The organism is Microbulbifer agarilyticus, assembly GCF_020171345.1.
GTDB lineage: Bacteria > Pseudomonadota > Gammaproteobacteria > Pseudomonadales > Cellvibrionaceae > Microbulbifer > Microbulbifer agarilyticus_D.
In genome coordinates this window covers 1-15,671 of the sequence record NZ_JAIUZM010000003.1, presented here as the reverse complement: position 1 = coordinate 15,671, position 15,671 = coordinate 1, and the positions used below count along the sequence as shown (strand labels likewise).

The window sequence follows — 15,671 nt, the reverse complement described above, 5'->3', positions numbered from 1 at the left end:
ATTTGCTTGGGAAGAACGAAGCCCCAGCACCACGTTTTATGGTGCTGGGATCGTTTGAGAAGGGATTCTTGAGAACTACCGAGAGAAGTAGCCTATCAGGGCAATTTTCTACCGGTGCTCATCTCGGCGGTAGCAACAACATCGATCTCATCACTCTGGGTGGACTCCTCGATCGGCGCACGGCGCAGGATCAAGAAGCCTGAAATACCCGCGATCAGCGACGCAAGCAACACACCTGCTTTGGCTTGAATCAGCATTTCATTCTGGCCGGCAAAGGCCAGTTCCGAAATAAAGATCGACATGGTGAAGCCGATACCGCCCAGCAGCGCGACGCCAATGATGTGGTGGAAGGTCGAATGCTTGGGCAGCTCACCCCAGCCCAGTTTCCAGCCGATCCAGGTCGCTCCCACAATACCGATCAGCTTGCCAAACACCAGGCCGCAAATCACACCAATGGTCAGTGGGTTCAGTACCGCCTCGGCGCTGGTAAAGCTGTCCACCGGGATACCCGCGTTGGCCAGGGCAAAAATCGGTACCACAATAAATGCCACCGGAATGTGCAGGCGCGTTTCCATGCGCTGCAACGGAGACTGTACCAGGTGCACACCGTTATCCAGTGCGGAGACCCGCGCGCGCAGCGCATCGTTGGCGATAATCTTGTCGCCCGGTCGGAAGCAGCGGTCGAAACTGCGAATGATGTCTTTCACAAAGGCACTGAACGCCACCGGGTCGTATTTCGGGCGCGCCGGAATCGCCATGGCGGTAATCACCCCCGCCAGCGTGGCGTGCACACCGGTGATGTGGAGGTCGTACCACAGCAGGATACCCACAAAAATATAGGCGGCAGAGTGCCGTACCCCCGCCAAATTCAGCAGCCACAAAATCGCCGTCAGCAGGAAGGCGCCCATCAACGCGATCATATTGACGCTTTCGGTATACCAGATGGCAATCACCAGGATAGCGCCCAGGTCATCCACAATCGCCAATGCCACCAGGAAGGTCACCACCGCGCGCGGAACCCGGTTCCCCAGGATGGCAATACAGCCCACCGCGAAGGCAATATCGGTGGCCATGGGAATACCCCAGCCACGCTCCGTGGGCGTCCCCATGTTAAACATGGAGAAGATCAACGCCGGCACCACCATACCACCGATGGCGGCCATTACGGGCAACACCGCATGCTTCATTTCCGAGAGTTCACCGACGAGGAACTCACGCTTAAGTTCGAGGCCCACCAGTAAGAAGAAGATCGCCATCAGGCCATCATTGATCCAGTGATGGAAACTCATTGACAGAGACCAGTCACCGAAGTTGTAACTGACCGGCAGGTGTAGCAGGTGCGCATAGCCCGCCTGCCATGCAGAGTTGGCGATCACCAGCGCAATCACTGCACAAATCATCAGCAGTACACCACTGCTACTCTGGCGGTGAATAAATTCGTCGAACGGCGTCATCAGGCGTCCCAGGGCATTCTCCAACGGCGCCTCGAACACCTTGCCTTTACGCACTCTGAATTTACTCAGAACCTTATTTGCCATCTAACACCAACTCCTATCATTCAGATCCGCTATGTAACCGCTTTGCCAAGTTACATGGTTGTCTGCTTACTTTACGATCTACCCAGCGGTTACCTGCTATCCGCGTCTTCCGCATCCGGGAGACTGAGGTTAGCATGGCAGCGATTTAATCTTCCATTGTTTCTGAACTATAGTGCCTTTCATGACCCGCCTCGACCTTCTACTGGTACAGCAACAACTCGCCAGCTCGCGCACCCATGCCCGCAAACTGATTGACGCCGGGCAGGTACAGGTATCGGATGCAGCTGGAAGCCAGTGGCGCACCGCCACCAAGGCCAGCCAGAGCCTGAGTGAAGACACCCAGCTGCGCGTGGAAGCGCTGCCGGAAGACCAGTACGTTTCCCGCGCCGGCATCAAGCTGGCCGGTATTCTCGACCACACCGGCCTGAACCCCGCGGGCTGGCAGGCTCTGGACGTGGGCTGCTCCACCGGCGGCTTTAGTGACTGCCTGCTACAGCGAGGCGCAGAACTGGTGGTGGGTGTGGATGTGGGGCGCGACCAACTGGCGCCCGCATTGCTGGAAAACCCGCGCATGCACCTATTCGAAGGTATCAACGCACGCGATCTCACCGCCGAGCAAATCTCCCCATGGGGGGGTGAGGGCTTCGATGCGGTGGTGATGGATGTTTCGTTTATATCCCAGACGCTCATCCTGCCCCAGCTTCCCGCCCTGCTGAAGCCACAGGGGCACCTGCTGAGTCTGGTAAAACCCCAGTTTGAAGTAGGCCCGGAGGGGATCGGTAAAGGTGGCCTGGTAAAGGACCCGAGCCTCTATCAAGGCGTTCAGGAAAAAATTTGCGCCTTGTGTGAAGCGCTGGATCTTACCGTGCGGGATTATATTGAAAGCCCAATCAAGGGAGGAGACGGCAACCGCGAATTTCTACTGTGGGCCTCAAAGCGCGATTAGGCACACACAACTCCAGGCTAGAACTCGCCACTGAGCGCTAGCCTGGAAACAGGAACCACAGAGGTTTTTACTCTGCGTCCAGCTGCTGGTCGGTTCGCGCCGCCATAATAAAGTCATTCTTGTGCAAACCGCCTGCCTCGTGACTCCACCAGGTAACGGTTACCTTGCCCCACTCGGTCAGCAGCGCCGGATGGTGGCCCACCTCTTCCGCAATCGCGCCGACGCGATTCGTAAACGCTAACGCCTGCTTGAAGTTACGGAACTTAAACACACGCTCCAATTGCATGACGCCATCGCGGGTCATCGGGGTCCAATCCGGAATTTCGCGGATCAGTGTCGCGAGTTCATCATCGGATACCAGTGGTGCGTCTGCACGACAGGCCTCGCAGGCTTGAGCTGCCAGCTCAGTCATATCTGACTCCTCTATGCATAGTTCATTATTAGTGAGGGTAGAATCGTGGCGCTCGACCACAAATCCAGAATTTGACACTGTAGTCGCCACACGAAGCGGAAACAAGGTAAGCTCGGTCACACGAAATTGTGTACGGATAAAAACCTGCTAACAAGACGACTGTGCTAGTTTTTCAACAGATTCGGTCAAAAGTTCGAGCCCTCTTATGAAACAACTGACTGCGATACTTCTCCTCACCAGCATACTCTGCGCCTGCGGACCGAAAGATACGCCACAAGAGAATACTGGCGCCAACACACCGCAGACGCTCGTCGATCAGAGCGCAACCGAATCCCCTGCCGAAGAAGAGAAACCCAGCCGACGCGCTACCGTTAACGAAGAAACATTTGAGCGCCTGAGCGCACAGATGATTGAGCGCATGTGGCAGCTATTCCCCACCTGGGCAATCAGCAACGGCTACTACAAAGTCGCCAGTGAACTTCAGGTACCGGACAACCACTACCGCCGCGCGGTACTGAGCTTTGCGCGAAACTACCTGAACCAATTTTCCGGATTCGACCCGCAGACCCTGAGTGCCGGCGCACGCACCGATCTTGCGCTGATTATTAATTTTCTCAACCAAACCATCTGGAAGCTCACCGAATTCAAACCTCACGAGTGGAATCCCGCCGATTACAATGTCTCGCACGGTTTCGCGCTGATCCTGAATACCGATTACGCTCCGCTGGACGATCGTCTGCGCACCTTTAGCGAACGCCTCACCAAGGTACCCGCCTATTACGCCGCTGCAGAAAAAACCCTGAAAAACCCTGCCGCGCCTCAATTGATACTGGCCATCCAGCAAAATGAAGGCGCCAAGTCCGTATTTGGCGAATCACTGGAAAGCCAGGTTGAAGACAGCGGACTCTCCCCTAGAGAACAGGAACAATTCTTGAGCCGCTTAAAGGATGCGCGCAAGGCAATCGACGAGTATGTCGTTTTCCTGCAAACGCTACATTCACAAATGGCGAATGCCCAAAGCTTTCGCGACTTCCGTATTGGCGAAGAACAATACGAACAAAAGTTTGGTTACGATATTCAGATCAGCATGAGCGGGAAGTCGCTGTACGAACGTGCGCTACGTGAAAAAGATCGCCTCCACCTGAAAATGGATGAGCTGGCAGACAAACTTTGGCCGAAGTATTTTCCCGACGAAAAGCGCCCGAACGATATTCTGGAAAAAATCCACAAGGTACTGGAAAAGCTTTCACTGAATCATGCCACCAAGGAAACCTTCAAGGCCGAGGTGGAAAAACAGATTCCAGAGCTTGTCGCCTTCGTCAAAGAAAAAGATCTGTTGTCACTGGACGAAGAAAAGCCATTAGTTGTCCGTACCACCCCGCCCTACATGCGCGGCTTTGCCATTGCCTCGATCAATGCACCGGGTCCCTACGACAAAGGCGCCAACACCTACTACAACGTGATGCCGGTTGCGGAACTGGCGGACGACCGCGCCGAAAGTTTTCTGCGTGAATACAACACCTACCTGATGCAGATACTGAATATTCATGAAGCGATTCCCGGGCACTACACGCAACTGGTATACGCCAACCAGTCCCCCAGCCTCATCAAGAATATTCTCGGCAACGGGGCAATGATCGAAGGTTGGGCGGTCTACACCGAACGAATGATGCTGGAAGCCGGCTACGGTGACTTCGAGCCGGAACTCTGGATGATGTATTACAAGTGGAATCTGCGCACCGTCATCAACACGCTTCTGGATTACTCCATTCAGGTAAAGGGCATGACCGAAGCAGAAGCCATGGACATGATGATGAAGCAGGGGTTCCAGCAACAGACCGAGGCGCTGGGCAAGTGGCGCCGCGCGACGCTCAGCCAGGTCCAGCTCACCAGCTACTTTGCCGGCTACATGGACATCATGGAATTACGCGATGAAATCAAGGAAAAGATGGGCGACGCATTCGACCTGAAGCAATTCCACGAGACTTTTCTAAGCTACGGCAATGCACCGGTACCGGTTATCCGCGAGCTGATGCTGGCAAAGCTGGAGGAAACGCCACTCGACGAATTGTAAACAGTAACAGGCAACACACCGGCGATATCAGGACCGCCAGGCATCCACCATCTGCGCAGTGTCCTGATAGATACGAAAGCGCACGATACGGCCGCTGTCAATTTCAAGAATCTGGCAAGAGCGTATATCAAAGTGCTGCGGGTGCCCGGCAAAATGGCCGTGTTCCCGACACTCCACGTAGGCGCCCTTCTCCGTCTCGGTATACGACAGCACCTCAAACGACTCGACCCGGTTGATATCACCGACGATGGAGAAAAAGCGCTTCACCTCATCGATACCGCGGTACACACCAAAATGTGGCACCTCATTGGGACCCACCAGTGCCCACTCAATATTCGGGTCTAACAGTGCATAGATCCCGTCCAGATCTCCCGCCAGAAACGCATCGTATAACTGCTGGGCGACGGCACAATTCCCACTCTGTCGCTGCATAGGAAAAGCTCCAAAAAGTGATTACAAGCTGAAGTCTTCGGGCCCGCAATCAAATATATAGAAGCAACCGAGCGCTAAATCAAAACCGGCAGAACACTGGCCAGCACGCACCACAACACAACAAACAGTGGCGAAACTCGCCAAACCGCCAGTAAACCGAAGCCGACCAGCGCAATGGCGAGATCTTGGGCACCTTCAATACCCGAAGTGAAAATAGGGTTATACAGTGCCGCCCCCAACAAACCGACCACCGCTGCATTCACACCTGCGATGACGCGCGCAGCAACCGGACTGTGGGATACAGAGCCCCAGAACGGCAGCACCCCAGCTACCAGCAGAAACCCGGGCAGAAACATAAAAATCAATGCCACGGCAGCGGTCAACAAGGCACCCGCGCCGGTAGGGATCAGCGCACCCAGGTAGGCAGAGAATGCAAACATCGGCCCCGGAATGGCCTGAGAAGCGCCGTAGCCCGCCAGAAACTCATCCGGGCTCACCCAGCCCTGCGTCACCACAGAATCCTCAAGTAGCGGCAATACCACGTGCCCACCGCCAAATACCAGAGCACCCGCGCGGTAAAACGCCTCGGTAACAGACAGCAGGTTCGGCGCTGCACTCGAGAACAATGGCAACGCAAACAGCAAGGCAAAAAATACCGCAAGTAACACCGACCCGGTGCACTTGCCAAAAGAAACCGAGATTGGGGTGGCGGCATTGTTGCTCGTCGTTCCACTGAGCGCCAGCACGCCCGCAATACCGCCCAGCAGAATCACCAGTAGCTGCATATAGGAGGATGAGAAGAGCAGTAGCAATGCCGCGGCAGCCACGGCGATGGTGCGCCGTTTCGCATCCGGGCATAAGTTTCTGGACATACCGAGCAGCGCATCCGCGACGACCGCACAGGCGACCAGTTTCAACCCGTGCACGATGGCAATGCCAACGGGCCCGGAAAGGAAAGAGGAAAGCCCCGCGAACACCAGCAGCAGCATGACCGACGGCAGGGTAAACGCGAGAAAAGCACAAAGCGCCCCGAGCCAGCCGCCCTTGAGCAGCCCGATACAAAAGCCCAGCTGGCTACTGGCCGGCCCGGGCAAAAACTGACTGATCGAAAGCAACTGGCCAAACTGCTGTTCATCGAGCCATGCCCGCTTCTCGACAAATTCTGTACGGAAGTACCCCAAATGGGCGATGGGGCCACCGAAAGAGGTGAGCCCAAGCTTCAGGAACGCAGTAAAAATTTCAGATGCACTGCGCCGACGGTCTTCGTGTTCAGACATACTTTCTGCTTAAGGGATGTTTATGCAAAAGGGTTGCATCGCCATACTACGGCAATGTATCCATCCTGTTGAGTAGTCACTAGCAGAAAAGTGACTTGCAGCGGTTAGGCCCTAATCAAACTGGAAATCTGCGGTGTCTGTCTGGCAAACCGCTCAAGGACATTCTGCACCAGTTCAGAGTCCATTTTCGGTTTGTGTGCCGGCTCAATAGGGTTCACGGCGAGTGAGGATAAACGTCGCCACAAGCAAGAAAATACCGCTGATTGCCAATAGCAGCCAGATACTCTCCAGGTAGTGATAAAGAAAGATCCAGCTGCCGCACAACATAAGCACAGCAAGAATCTTACTCTTGCGCGATATGGCCTTTTGCTGCTCCCAGTTGATCAACAGGCTGCCGAAGGTGGGGTGCGCATACAACCATTTGTGCAAGCGGTCTGAACCACGCGCGGCAAACCAGGCGGAAAGCAGAAGAAAAGGAACCGTGGGAATACCCGGCAGGAACACACCGATTACCGCGAGGGCGATGAAAAAATAAGCCAAAACAAGCGATATTACTTTTCGCATCATCAAACATCTTACAATTTACGGACCCGTGTACCCAACTAACGAATTGGCGATACTTCTTCGACAATCGATACCGCTTCCTCTACAGATACTTCCATTGCAGGCGCAAAGATCGAGCTTACCGAGGCTGTCAAATGCATGCTAATCATGCCTTTGGGAATGAGTTTTCCAATCCACTTACCTTTCCAGCGTTACAGCTCACTAACCGACAGATCCACTGCCTTCGCTGCATGAATCTTTGTTGTATCGTAGAGCGGTATCCTTGTGTGTGATTGTCCGACCAACAGTGCTATTTCCGTACAACCCAGAATCACGGCTTCGGCGCCGCGCTCCGCCAGATGATGAATCACGTCGATATAACTTTCACGAGACTCATCATTGATGACGCCAACACAAAGCTCAGAGTAAATTACAGCATGCACGGTATCGCGCTCGTCTTGTGTTGGGATAATCACATCGATCCCATACCGCTCTGCCAGTCGACTCTTGTAGAATTCCTGCTCCATGGTGAACTTTGTCCCGAGCAATCCTACCGACTTCACTCCGTCCGCTACCAATTGCTCAGCCGTGGCATCTGCAATATGCACAAGAGGTATGGATATGGCAGCCTCCACCTCTCCTGCAACCTTGTGCATAGTATTTGTGCAAATGACCAGGAAATCTGCTCCGGCGGCCTCTACCGATCTGGCTGCATCCGCAAGAATATTCGCCGTGTCATCCCAACGCCCCTGATGCTGCAGCTTCTCGATCTCATCGAAATCCACACTGCAAAGCGCGATTTTCGCTGAGTGCAGGCCACCGAGGCTTTCCCTAACCCCCTCATTGATGGTCTTGTAATAGCTTGCGGTTGATTCCCAGCTCATCCCGCCGAGCATACCGATCGTCTTCATACTCATCCCGTCGTTAGTGATTCACGCCCACGACCTGCTTGATCTACATCAATTGGACGCCTCGTCCGATACGTATGATCGCGCCCTTCCAAAAGAATAATGACGCCTACTGCTCAGAAATAGAAGGGATCGGTGCGATGAGCCAGCAGATTATCAAACTCTATGACAAAGACGATCATATTTGTCTATTCGTAACCGGCCTGGTGGATGGAGAGGCCATTCCAAGCAATCAACTGGTCGTCATCGATCACGGAGAAGCCGCCCTATTTGATCCAGGTGGGGATCTCACCTATAGCGCGCTGTCATTCGAGCTATCCAAGCTCATCGACTTGAAGTCACTGCGCTACGTATGCGCCTCACATCAAGACCCCGACATCATCGCATCCCTACCCCGCTGGCTAATGCATACAGACTGCTGCGTTGTAACATCCAAGCTATGGGCACGATTCCTGCCGCACCTGGTATCTGGCTTCGTGTCTGAACGCATGAATGCCTCCCTCACCCACCGTATGATCGAACTGCCCGATGAAGGGGGTCACATCCCACTGGGCGAGACACGCTTTCAGGCGGTGCCCGCACATTTTTTGCACTCAGTGGGCAATTTTCATTTCTACGACCCAATCAGCAAGGCGTTGTTTTCCGGCGATGTGGGTGCAGCCATAACCCCCGGACAGGATCACCTACCGGTGGATGATATGGCAGCGCATATTCCCCGTATGGAAGGCTTCCACCGCCGCTACATGGCGGGTAATCGTGCGTGCCGCGAGTGGGTGAACCGGATAAGGCTAATGGATGTGGAAATGATACTGCCACAGCACGGTAAACCTTTTATTGGCAAAAAATTGGTCGCCGAGTTTCTGGATTGGTTTGAGACGCTGGAGTGTGGTGTGGATCTACTTCCCAGTAATTTCCGAGTACTTTGACGCAATATCTTTATAGAGATCGGAAACCCACGACGGAGAGTCTGCAGGCGGGCTTAGCGTGCTCTGCGATGGATCGGATGGTGAAATAAGCACTGTCGTATTCGACTTTCCGGTAGCATAAACTAGGGAAAACAATTGCTCGATCGCAGGGTCCCCCATTGCCAGACAGCCTATTGAAGCGGCACGGCCATGGATAAATATATTTGTACCTGGATAAGTCCGCCCTTCATTCTTAGCATGTACCAAATCAAAATCGTTGGGATAATTTAACTTCATGGAAAGATGATAAGCGCTATTTGGGTTAAACCCGATGATTTTATAAATCCCTTCCGGCACCTGCTTGTCTCCCTCACGCAACTTCGGCCCCAGTACACCACTAGCCGCCTTGATGGGATAGGAAGTTATCAGCTGGTAGTCACTGCCGTTAGCCGCCCAGACTTCCAACACATCTTTATCCTTGAAGGCAACAAGCGCGAGCTTTGACGGTGGGTAACTGATGCCTTTTTTATTGAACAGCGGCTCCAGCTCTTGTCTTGCCTGTTCACCATAACGATCAATAACCTGTGCTAGCGTTTTCTTACCGGTAATCCTTGTCGTTGCCGGATGCCAAATTGTTCTCCCATACTGGTAGAAGAAAAAAAACGCGACTGCTAACAAAACAATAACAAATATCATTTTCTTCAATGGATTTCACCTAAGAAGATATAGAGCAGACTATAGCAGAGAAACAGGGTATCCCAACCATCTCATACCGCCCACGAAAGTGGTTTCAGATCAGCTTTTTAAATGCGTTAGCATTTTAGAAGTGATCTGCTACCACTTTCGTGGACACTTTATGCCGCCAGTTTTTCATACTCTGAAAGCGATTGATAGCCGAGACTTGAGTGAAGCCGTTCTCGGTTGTAGAACTCAATGTATTCGATGATATGAGCTACTGCATCGATTTCATTTTCGAATATCCGCTGGTGAACAAGCTCTGTCTTCATGCTATGGAAGAATGATTCGACAATTCCATTATCCAGAGGATTGCCCTTTCGGCTCATACTCCGTGTCATACCTGCCGACTCGACAAGTTCTTGATATTCATGTGCTGCATATTCAATTCCCTGGTCAGAATGGAATATACAGCCTGCCTGTGGTCGCTGGCGTGCCAATGCCATCTTGAGCGCACTTTTCGTTAGTTCGCTATTTCGCTTCCTGCTGAAGGACCACCCGACGACCGATCTCGTCAACAAGTCGATCACGACGGCATGATATAGCCAGCCATTAGCGGTCTTAATATAAGTAAAGTCCCCTGCCCACTGTGTGCCCGAGCTATCCACCGGAGCTAACTCGCCGAGCTGATTTCCAGTCGAGGAATAGACCTTGGCCGAGCATTTAGCGCCTGGTTATGTGTTTTATTTGAACGAAGCTTACATTTATTGCAGACACAAAAAAGGCAAGCCATCACAGCTTGCCTCTTTAAAGAAAATCTTAGCGATTAAACAACCATGATGTTCTCTGCTTGTGGGCCTTTTTGACCTTGTGAAACCGTGAACTCAACCGCTTGGCCTTCTGTAAGAGTTTTAAAGCCAGAGCTTACGATTGAACTAAAGTGTGCAAAAACGTCAGGGCCAGACTTTTGTTCGATGAACCCAAAACCTTTACTTTCGTTGAACCATTTTACTGTACCAGTAACTGTATTAGACATAATGTATATCCTGTAGATAAGTATAAGTGTGCCTTCATGAGGCATGAATAGCGGGAAATAAAACGAAGAATTTAAAAACTACAGGACGAGGAACTACTAAGAAACAACGAAATGGAGAGAGTAAAAAATAAGCTTGCTTTCGAGCTGCGCACGACAATATAGACCGGAAAGAGATAAGTCAAGCGTTTTCTCATATGCCTACTAAACGTGGGTAAGTCTTTCACATAACGCCCAGCGCAGGCGCAGCCAGCGCGGAGCACCTTTTGTGTTAACGTTTGAGCGCCAGCGAGTTACACAAAAGGTGCGTAGCGTTGGCTGTCTGCTCTTATCGTATTTTGGCGTTTTACGCCCTTCTCGCTAACGGGTAAATTGAGACCCACCTTCGGCGGCCACCGAAGGCCTTGTTTATCACAGTTCGCTGCCTGGCCGGTTCATTAAGACCGATAACAAGTATGAACGTGATGGCAAGCCCCTAGTTCTCTAGACACTTTCTAGCTCCTCAAAGTACTGCTTTTCAAACTGAATCGGTGACAAGCCATTACTGCTGCCGTGGCGGCGCTTCGGGTTGTAGAAGAACTCAATATAATTGAATATCTCTGCCCGCGCTTCGTTCCTATCTTTGTAGATCTTGCGCTTGATTCGCTCACCCTTCAATAACGAGAAGAAGCTCTCGGCGACTGCATTATCGTGGCAGTTGCCGCGGCGGCTCATGCTGGCCTCCAGGTTGTTGTCTGTGAGAAATTTCCTCCAGTCCGAGCAGGTATACTGCACACCCTGATCGGAATGAATGAGTACACGTTCCTTCGGCTTCCGTCGCCATATAGCCATTAGCAGGGCGTCGATCACCAAATCAGCGCGTGGATTGCTCTTCATGCTCCAGCCAACAACTTGGCGAGAGAAGAGGTCCAGTACAACTGTCAAATACAGCCAGCCTTCGTGGGTGCGAATATAGGTGAAGTCCGTCACCCAAGCCTTGTTGGGGCGGTTCACTTCAAACTGGCGGTCAAGCGTATTCGGCGCGACATGGCTGAGATCCCCGCCTGTAAAGCCGCGGTGCTTTCTGTAGCCTCTTTGAGAGCGAATGCCTGCGTGGCGCATGATTCGGTAAATCCTATTCTTACCGCAACTTTCGCCATGATCCTTGAGGTCCAAAGTAATATTGCGATAACCATAGGAAAACCCGCTTTCGATCCAGAACTGTTTGACCAGCCCCAACAGCCGCTCATCTTCAATCTGACGTTTGCTTTTTGGCTTTTCCTGCCAGGCATAAAAGCCAGAACGCTCAACCTGCAGAGCGCGACACATGGCCGCAATGGAGTACCTATCGAGCCGTGATTTTATGAACGCGTATCTTTCCTTGACTCGCTTGCAAAGTACGCTGCGGCCTCCTTTAAAATATCGCGCTCTTCGGTGACGCGGCGAAGCTGGGCCTTCAGCTTCTTGATTTCATCCTGTTGGCTATTGATAGTCTGGTGCTGAGAGCCTTGGTCACCGTATTTTGCGATCCAGTCATACAGGCTCTTGCTGGTAATACCCAGTCGCTCAGCAACCTCCCCAACCTTGTACCCCCGGTCGGTGACCTGCTTCACCGCCTCAATCTTGAACTCTTCGGTATAGCGCTTTCCGCTCATAATTTAGACACCTCTTTTGGCGTTATTGTAACGCTAAAGAGTGTCTAGGATACTAGGGGCTTGCCATTGGGCACACATGCTCTAGCTCACGCTCATTAAAAGCGCTCTCTTTATTCTTCTTCCACAACTTTGGAACTACGTCGTTGTTACAATTTCCGCAGTTCACTTTTCCGCTATTCATTATTATTCCTCGTGATCACATAACGCCCAGCACAGCGGCTGGCAAAGCTGGCACGTAATTGCGCAGCAATTTGAGTGACAGGTTTGACAGTCCGTTGCTGCTGCTTGTTAGGGCTTGACATGTATATATATCCAGCTATATTGGTACCTATTATAGGTTTCGCAAAGGAAACACAGAATGAGTACCGAAATTACCATTAAAGAAGCAGCAGAACAACTAAATATTAGCCAGCAGCGAATTCGCACCCTTTGTAGAACTAATGAACTCAACGCAAGAAAGCTAGGCAGCTCATGGGTGATTGATGCCTCTAGCTTAAGAAGCTATGGTCTTAAATCTGCACACAAAGTAGCTGAAGATCATCCTGTTTATAAAGTTGACAACAAAAAGCCCATAGCATTGAGCTTTTTCTCTGGAGCCATGGGGCTTGACCTAGGAATAGAAAAGGCAGGTTTTGACGTCCGTCTTGCCTGTGAAATTGATAAATTTTGCAGGCAAACAATTGCTCTGAATAAACCCAATGCGGCTTTGCTAACCGACATAAACGAATATTCTAGCTCAGATATAAGACAGGCCGCAGGATTGTCAGATGACGATGATATAGATTTGATTATGGGCGGCCCTCCATGCCAAGCATTTAGCACGGCAGGAAAGCGAAAAGGCTTCAATGACGATAGAGGTAATGTGTTTTTAAAGTATTTAGAGCTATGCCTTGAACTGAAACCGAAATATTTTGTTATTGAAAATGTTAGAGGGCTTTTATCTTGTCCTATGGATCATAGGCCGCATGATCAAAGAGGCCCCGAATTCCCCGATTTAAAAGCGGATGAGCTAAAAGGCGGCGCGCTAAATTTTATAATTAATAGACTAGAAAGTTCCGGATACGGATTTTCATTTAATTTATATAATTCTGCTAATTTTGGAACACCGCAAATTAGAGAACGTGTTATTATAATTTGCTCTCGTGACGGCAAAAAACCACCCTTTTTGATACCAACACATTCAAAAGATGGTTCGTTTGGGTTGCCAAAATGGAAAACTTTAAAGTCGTGCATTAAAAATATTGAAAGCCACAATCACCTTAATTTCCCAGAAAAGAGATTGCAATACTATCGCCTGCTCAAGCCTGGTCAAAATTGGAAAGATTTACCAATAGAGTTACAAAAAGAAGCTATGGGAAAATCATTTTATTCCGGTGGAGGGAAAACAGGTTTTTTAAGACGGTTAGCGTGGGATAAACCGTCCCCAACTTTGGTCACTCATCCAGCAATGCCCGCAACTGACCTAGCTCACCCAACAGAAGATAGACCAATATCTGTTGAGGAATACAAAAGAATACAAGAGTTTCCAGATAACTGGGAGCTAGCTGGCCCAATAATTCAGCAGTATAAACAGGTTGGCAATGCAGTCCCACTTGGCATGGGACTTGCCGTAGGTCAATTGATCATAAAACTAATCAATAATGTTGAGATCGTTCCCATTGTTGGTTTTAAATACTCAAGGTATAAAAATACTAGTGACAAAGAGTGGATAGCTCAATTCAATAAGCAAATAGAGATATTTCAGGATAAATCAGAACAGCAAGAACTTGGGTTTGGTTAACCCTTGTTCTTGGCTTTCTCCGATGAGATGTAGCTGGAAACAAACGATTTAAAGCCTTCTTCGTTTAATCCATAGCCTTGCATCAATGGAGGTAGGTTCTCCCAATTTGTAAAACTCGGCCTTCCTTTTGCCGTATCTTTTGAAAATGAGCGGAACCATTTTTGTATTCTTGTGCCATCTCTGATGGCACTGCTTGATGAATTTTCGGAGTTATCCCTATTCTTTATTTGCAAGGCAATCCACTCGCCTTTTTCATTTTTACCTATGAAGTCCACGGCCTTTACAAATTCACCGCAGCACCAGCTCCAATGACTCGCTCGCAATTTGGACTCTAAGTAACGCTCTAATAAATTGCCAACGCAATTTTCGGCACACATAGCATGTTGATGCTCTAGTTTTATTCTCTGACACTCTTCCTTGCTATATCCATAAGCACTTTCCATTATGACCGAAACCATTTCATCTGGGATTGTGCTTGGTTTAACTGGGAAATCAGATCTTCTATAAGCATCAAAGTATCTATTGGCTAGTATCCTTAACCCGTCTTCGTTATCAACACTAGGCTTAACTGGGTTCGCTTTACTGGTTCGCCAAGATAACTCGCTGGGAAAGTCTGATAGAAATTGGCATACCTCTATGAAAGATGGGATGAGTAATTTTTCATCAGCGTTTATAGTGATTTCTTCAGCTATTTGGGTAGCTCTTTGCTTATTAAAACTCAATTTACTTCCTTATTGATTATTGAATTATTCTCGATATTGCTTTAGGCCCTAACGCCCACGGCAGGGGCGGCTTACCTTGTGCACATTTTGCGCAAAAATGGGAGCGAAGCGACCGCGCAAAACGTGCATAAGGTAAGCCGTCCCGCGGAGGCCCGAAGGGCCGGAGCTTCACTGCCCGTGATTGTTAGGAGGAGTAGTCGCTGGAGACAATTTCTTTAAGATAAGTCGCCGGCACGTCTAATCCAGCAAGACTGGGGTTTAAATCTGTGCCAATCCACATCCCGTGGCTCTCGGCAGCAGGAAGAACCCAATCAAGTAAATCTTCTTTACTAATCTGGATTGGCTCGTAGTTTTTAAAATTCCCCAAAGCAGATTCAGCCGCAGTACACGAACTCCAAAGCGGGAGTAGAAGCTCTCCTTCATCTGTTTCGAAATTGGCGAGTCCATCTCCATTGTGCAGCGCCCAGGCTACTCCACGCTCCATTAAGTGCTGCATAAAAAGCAAATGTCTTTGCTGTGCTTCTTCTGGGGTATCGTCCATATACTCCTCCTAACGCCGCCAGCAGGGGCAGCTTACCTTGTGCGCATTTTGGGCCAAAATGGGAGCGAAGCGACCTGCGCAAAAGGTGCACAAGGTAAGCTGTCCCGCGGAGGGCCAATGGCCCGGAGCATATTGCCTGGCCTTGTATGGTTGTTCTTATCGTATTTTGGCGTTTTACGCCCTTCTCGCTAACGGGTAAATTGAGACCCACCTTCGGCGGCCACCGAAGGCCTTGTTTATCACAGTTCGCT

At 50.5% G+C, this 15,671-nt stretch carries 16 protein-coding genes; 4 read left to right on the top strand and 12 right to left on the bottom strand.

Annotated features, from left to right (window positions below; translation table 11 throughout):
* Positions 1 to 95: 95 nt before the first annotated feature.
* Positions 96 to 1,538 carry a Na+/H+ antiporter NhaA gene (gene nhaA / locus LCM31_RS10560; protein ID WP_224869918.1) on the bottom strand — a complete coding sequence of 481 codons (1,443 nt, stop codon included), beginning with the start codon at positions 1,536 to 1,538 and terminating at the stop codon, positions 96 to 98.
* 181 nt (positions 1,539 to 1,719) lie between these two features.
* Here nhaA and LCM31_RS10555 point away from each other — a divergent pair, with 181 nt between their 5' ends.
* Entirely contained in the window at positions 1,720 to 2,484 is a 765-nt protein-coding gene (locus LCM31_RS10555) for a TlyA family RNA methyltransferase (RefSeq protein WP_224869916.1), read from the top strand.
* Positions 2,485 to 2,551: 67 nt separating this feature from the next.
* Here the strand turns inward: LCM31_RS10555 and LCM31_RS10550 are convergent, their stop codons facing one another.
* Positions 2,552 to 2,896: a 4a-hydroxytetrahydrobiopterin dehydratase gene (locus tag LCM31_RS10550; protein WP_224869914.1), complete on the bottom strand. Its 345-nt coding sequence runs from the start codon at positions 2,894 to 2,896 to the stop codon at positions 2,552 to 2,554.
* A gap of 205 nt (positions 2,897 to 3,101) precedes the next feature.
* On the opposite strand from LCM31_RS10550, the gene LCM31_RS10545 reads away from it, so the two are divergent.
* On the top strand, positions 3,102 to 4,970 hold the full coding sequence (locus tag LCM31_RS10545; protein WP_224869912.1) for a DUF885 domain-containing protein: 1,869 nt from the start codon (positions 3,102 to 3,104) through the stop codon (positions 4,968 to 4,970).
* Between the two features lie 27 nt (positions 4,971 to 4,997).
* Here the strand turns inward: LCM31_RS10545 and LCM31_RS10540 are convergent, their stop codons facing one another.
* The 4 genes from LCM31_RS10540 to LCM31_RS10525 form a co-directional block, all read right to left on the bottom strand.
* Positions 4,998 to 5,402 carry a nuclear transport factor 2 family protein gene (locus LCM31_RS10540; protein WP_224869910.1) on the bottom strand — a complete coding sequence of 135 codons (405 nt, stop codon included), beginning with the start codon at positions 5,400 to 5,402 and terminating at the stop codon, positions 4,998 to 5,000.
* Positions 5,403 to 5,476: 74 nt separating this feature from the next.
* The gene (gene chrA / locus LCM31_RS10535; RefSeq protein ID WP_224869908.1) at positions 5,477 to 6,679 is read right to left on the bottom strand and encodes a chromate efflux transporter; all 1,203 of its coding nucleotides are present in this window, start codon (positions 6,677 to 6,679) and stop codon (positions 5,477 to 5,479) included.
* Positions 6,680 to 6,883: 204 nt separating this feature from the next.
* On the bottom strand, positions 6,884 to 7,246 hold the full coding sequence (locus LCM31_RS10530; RefSeq protein WP_224869906.1) for a YbaN family protein: 363 nt from the start codon (positions 7,244 to 7,246) through the stop codon (positions 6,884 to 6,886).
* Between the two features lie 188 nt (positions 7,247 to 7,434).
* Entirely contained in the window at positions 7,435 to 8,133 is a 699-nt protein-coding gene (locus LCM31_RS10525; RefSeq protein ID WP_224869904.1) for an aspartate/glutamate racemase family protein, read from the bottom strand.
* Positions 8,134 to 8,270: 137 nt separating this feature from the next.
* Between LCM31_RS10525 and LCM31_RS10520 the strand changes: the two genes are divergently transcribed.
* Positions 8,271 to 9,056 (top strand): oxygen-binding di-iron domain-containing protein, encoded by a 786-nt coding sequence (locus tag LCM31_RS10520; protein ID WP_224869902.1) that lies wholly within the window; start codon positions 8,271 to 8,273, stop codon positions 9,054 to 9,056.
* Here the strand turns inward: LCM31_RS10520 and LCM31_RS10515 are convergent.
* The 4 genes from LCM31_RS10515 to LCM31_RS10500 all read right to left on the bottom strand — a co-directional run bounded on the left by LCM31_RS10515 (position 9,027) and on the right by LCM31_RS10500 (position 12,377).
* On the bottom strand, positions 9,027 to 9,731 hold the full coding sequence (locus LCM31_RS10515) for a L,D-transpeptidase family protein (RefSeq protein ID WP_224870656.1): 705 nt from the start codon (positions 9,729 to 9,731) through the stop codon (positions 9,027 to 9,029). The two genes, LCM31_RS10520 and LCM31_RS10515, sit on opposite strands and share 30 nt — an antisense overlap.
* 158 nt (positions 9,732 to 9,889) lie before the next feature.
* A complete protein-coding gene (locus tag LCM31_RS10510) occupies positions 9,890 to 10,378 on the bottom strand; it encodes an IS3 family transposase (protein WP_224869900.1) in 489 nt (162 codons plus the stop codon).
* Positions 10,379 to 10,536: 158 nt separating this feature from the next.
* Positions 10,537 to 10,746 carry a cold-shock protein gene (locus tag LCM31_RS10505; RefSeq protein ID WP_224869898.1) on the bottom strand — a complete coding sequence of 70 codons (210 nt, stop codon included), beginning with the start codon at positions 10,744 to 10,746 and terminating at the stop codon, positions 10,537 to 10,539.
* 480 nt (positions 10,747 to 11,226) lie between these two features.
* Positions 11,227 to 12,377, bottom strand: a protein-coding gene (locus LCM31_RS10500; protein WP_224869896.1) for an IS3 family transposase whose coding sequence is annotated in 2 segments (ribosomal slippage) — positions 11,227 to 12,140 and positions 12,140 to 12,377 — 1,152 coding nt in all. Because the reading frame shifts where the segments join, the coding sequence is not laid out codon by codon here.
* Positions 12,378 to 12,735: 358 nt separating this feature from the next.
* Here LCM31_RS10500 and LCM31_RS10495 point away from each other — a divergent pair.
* Positions 12,736 to 14,157 carry a DNA cytosine methyltransferase gene (locus tag LCM31_RS10495; RefSeq protein WP_224869893.1) on the top strand — a complete coding sequence of 474 codons (1,422 nt, stop codon included), beginning with the start codon at positions 12,736 to 12,738 and terminating at the stop codon, positions 14,155 to 14,157.
* On the opposite strand, the gene LCM31_RS10490 is transcribed toward LCM31_RS10495, so the two are convergent.
* Positions 14,154 to 14,879 carry a SinI family restriction endonuclease gene (locus LCM31_RS10490; protein ID WP_224869891.1) on the bottom strand — a complete coding sequence of 242 codons (726 nt, stop codon included), beginning with the start codon at positions 14,877 to 14,879 and terminating at the stop codon, positions 14,154 to 14,156. The two genes, LCM31_RS10495 and LCM31_RS10490, sit on opposite strands and share 4 nt — an antisense overlap.
* A gap of 184 nt (positions 14,880 to 15,063) precedes the next feature.
* A complete protein-coding gene (locus LCM31_RS10485; RefSeq protein ID WP_224869889.1) occupies positions 15,064 to 15,420 on the bottom strand; it encodes a DUF2750 domain-containing protein in 357 nt (118 codons plus the stop codon).
* Positions 15,421 to 15,671 lie beyond the last annotated feature (251 nt).

Excerpts from the sequence above, each read along its gene's own strand:
- nhaA (WP_224869918.1), bottom strand. The coding sequence starts at position 1,538 with ATGGCAAATAAGGTTCTGAGTAAATTCAGAGTGCGTAAAGGCAAGGTG.
- LCM31_RS10485 (WP_224869889.1), bottom strand. The coding sequence starts at position 15,420 with ATGGACGATACCCCAGAAGAAGCACAGCAAAGACATTTGCTTTTTATG.
- LCM31_RS10550 (WP_224869914.1), bottom strand. The coding sequence starts at position 2,896 with ATGACTGAGCTGGCAGCTCAAGCCTGCGAGGCCTGTCGTGCAGACGCA.
- LCM31_RS10515 (WP_224870656.1), bottom strand. The coding sequence starts at position 9,731 with ATGATATTTGTTATTGTTTTGTTAGCAGTCGCGTTTTTTTTCTTCTAC.
- chrA (WP_224869908.1), bottom strand. The coding sequence starts at position 6,679 with ATGTCTGAACACGAAGACCGTCGGCGCAGTGCATCTGAAATTTTTACT.
- LCM31_RS10495 (WP_224869893.1), top strand. The coding sequence starts at position 12,736 with ATGAGTACCGAAATTACCATTAAAGAAGCAGCAGAACAACTAAATATT.
- LCM31_RS10540 (WP_224869910.1), bottom strand. The coding sequence starts at position 5,402 with ATGCAGCGACAGAGTGGGAATTGTGCCGTCGCCCAGCAGTTATACGAT.
- LCM31_RS10555 (WP_224869916.1), top strand. The coding sequence starts at position 1,720 with ATGACCCGCCTCGACCTTCTACTGGTACAGCAACAACTCGCCAGCTCG.
- LCM31_RS10545 (WP_224869912.1), top strand. The coding sequence starts at position 3,102 with ATGAAACAACTGACTGCGATACTTCTCCTCACCAGCATACTCTGCGCC.
- LCM31_RS10525 (WP_224869904.1), bottom strand. The coding sequence starts at position 8,133 with ATGAAGACGATCGGTATGCTCGGCGGGATGAGCTGGGAATCAACCGCA.
- LCM31_RS10530 (WP_224869906.1), bottom strand. The coding sequence starts at position 7,246 with ATGATGCGAAAAGTAATATCGCTTGTTTTGGCTTATTTTTTCATCGCC.
- LCM31_RS10520 (WP_224869902.1), top strand. The coding sequence starts at position 8,271 with ATGAGCCAGCAGATTATCAAACTCTATGACAAAGACGATCATATTTGT.
- LCM31_RS10505 (WP_224869898.1), bottom strand. The coding sequence starts at position 10,746 with ATGTCTAATACAGTTACTGGTACAGTAAAATGGTTCAACGAAAGTAAA.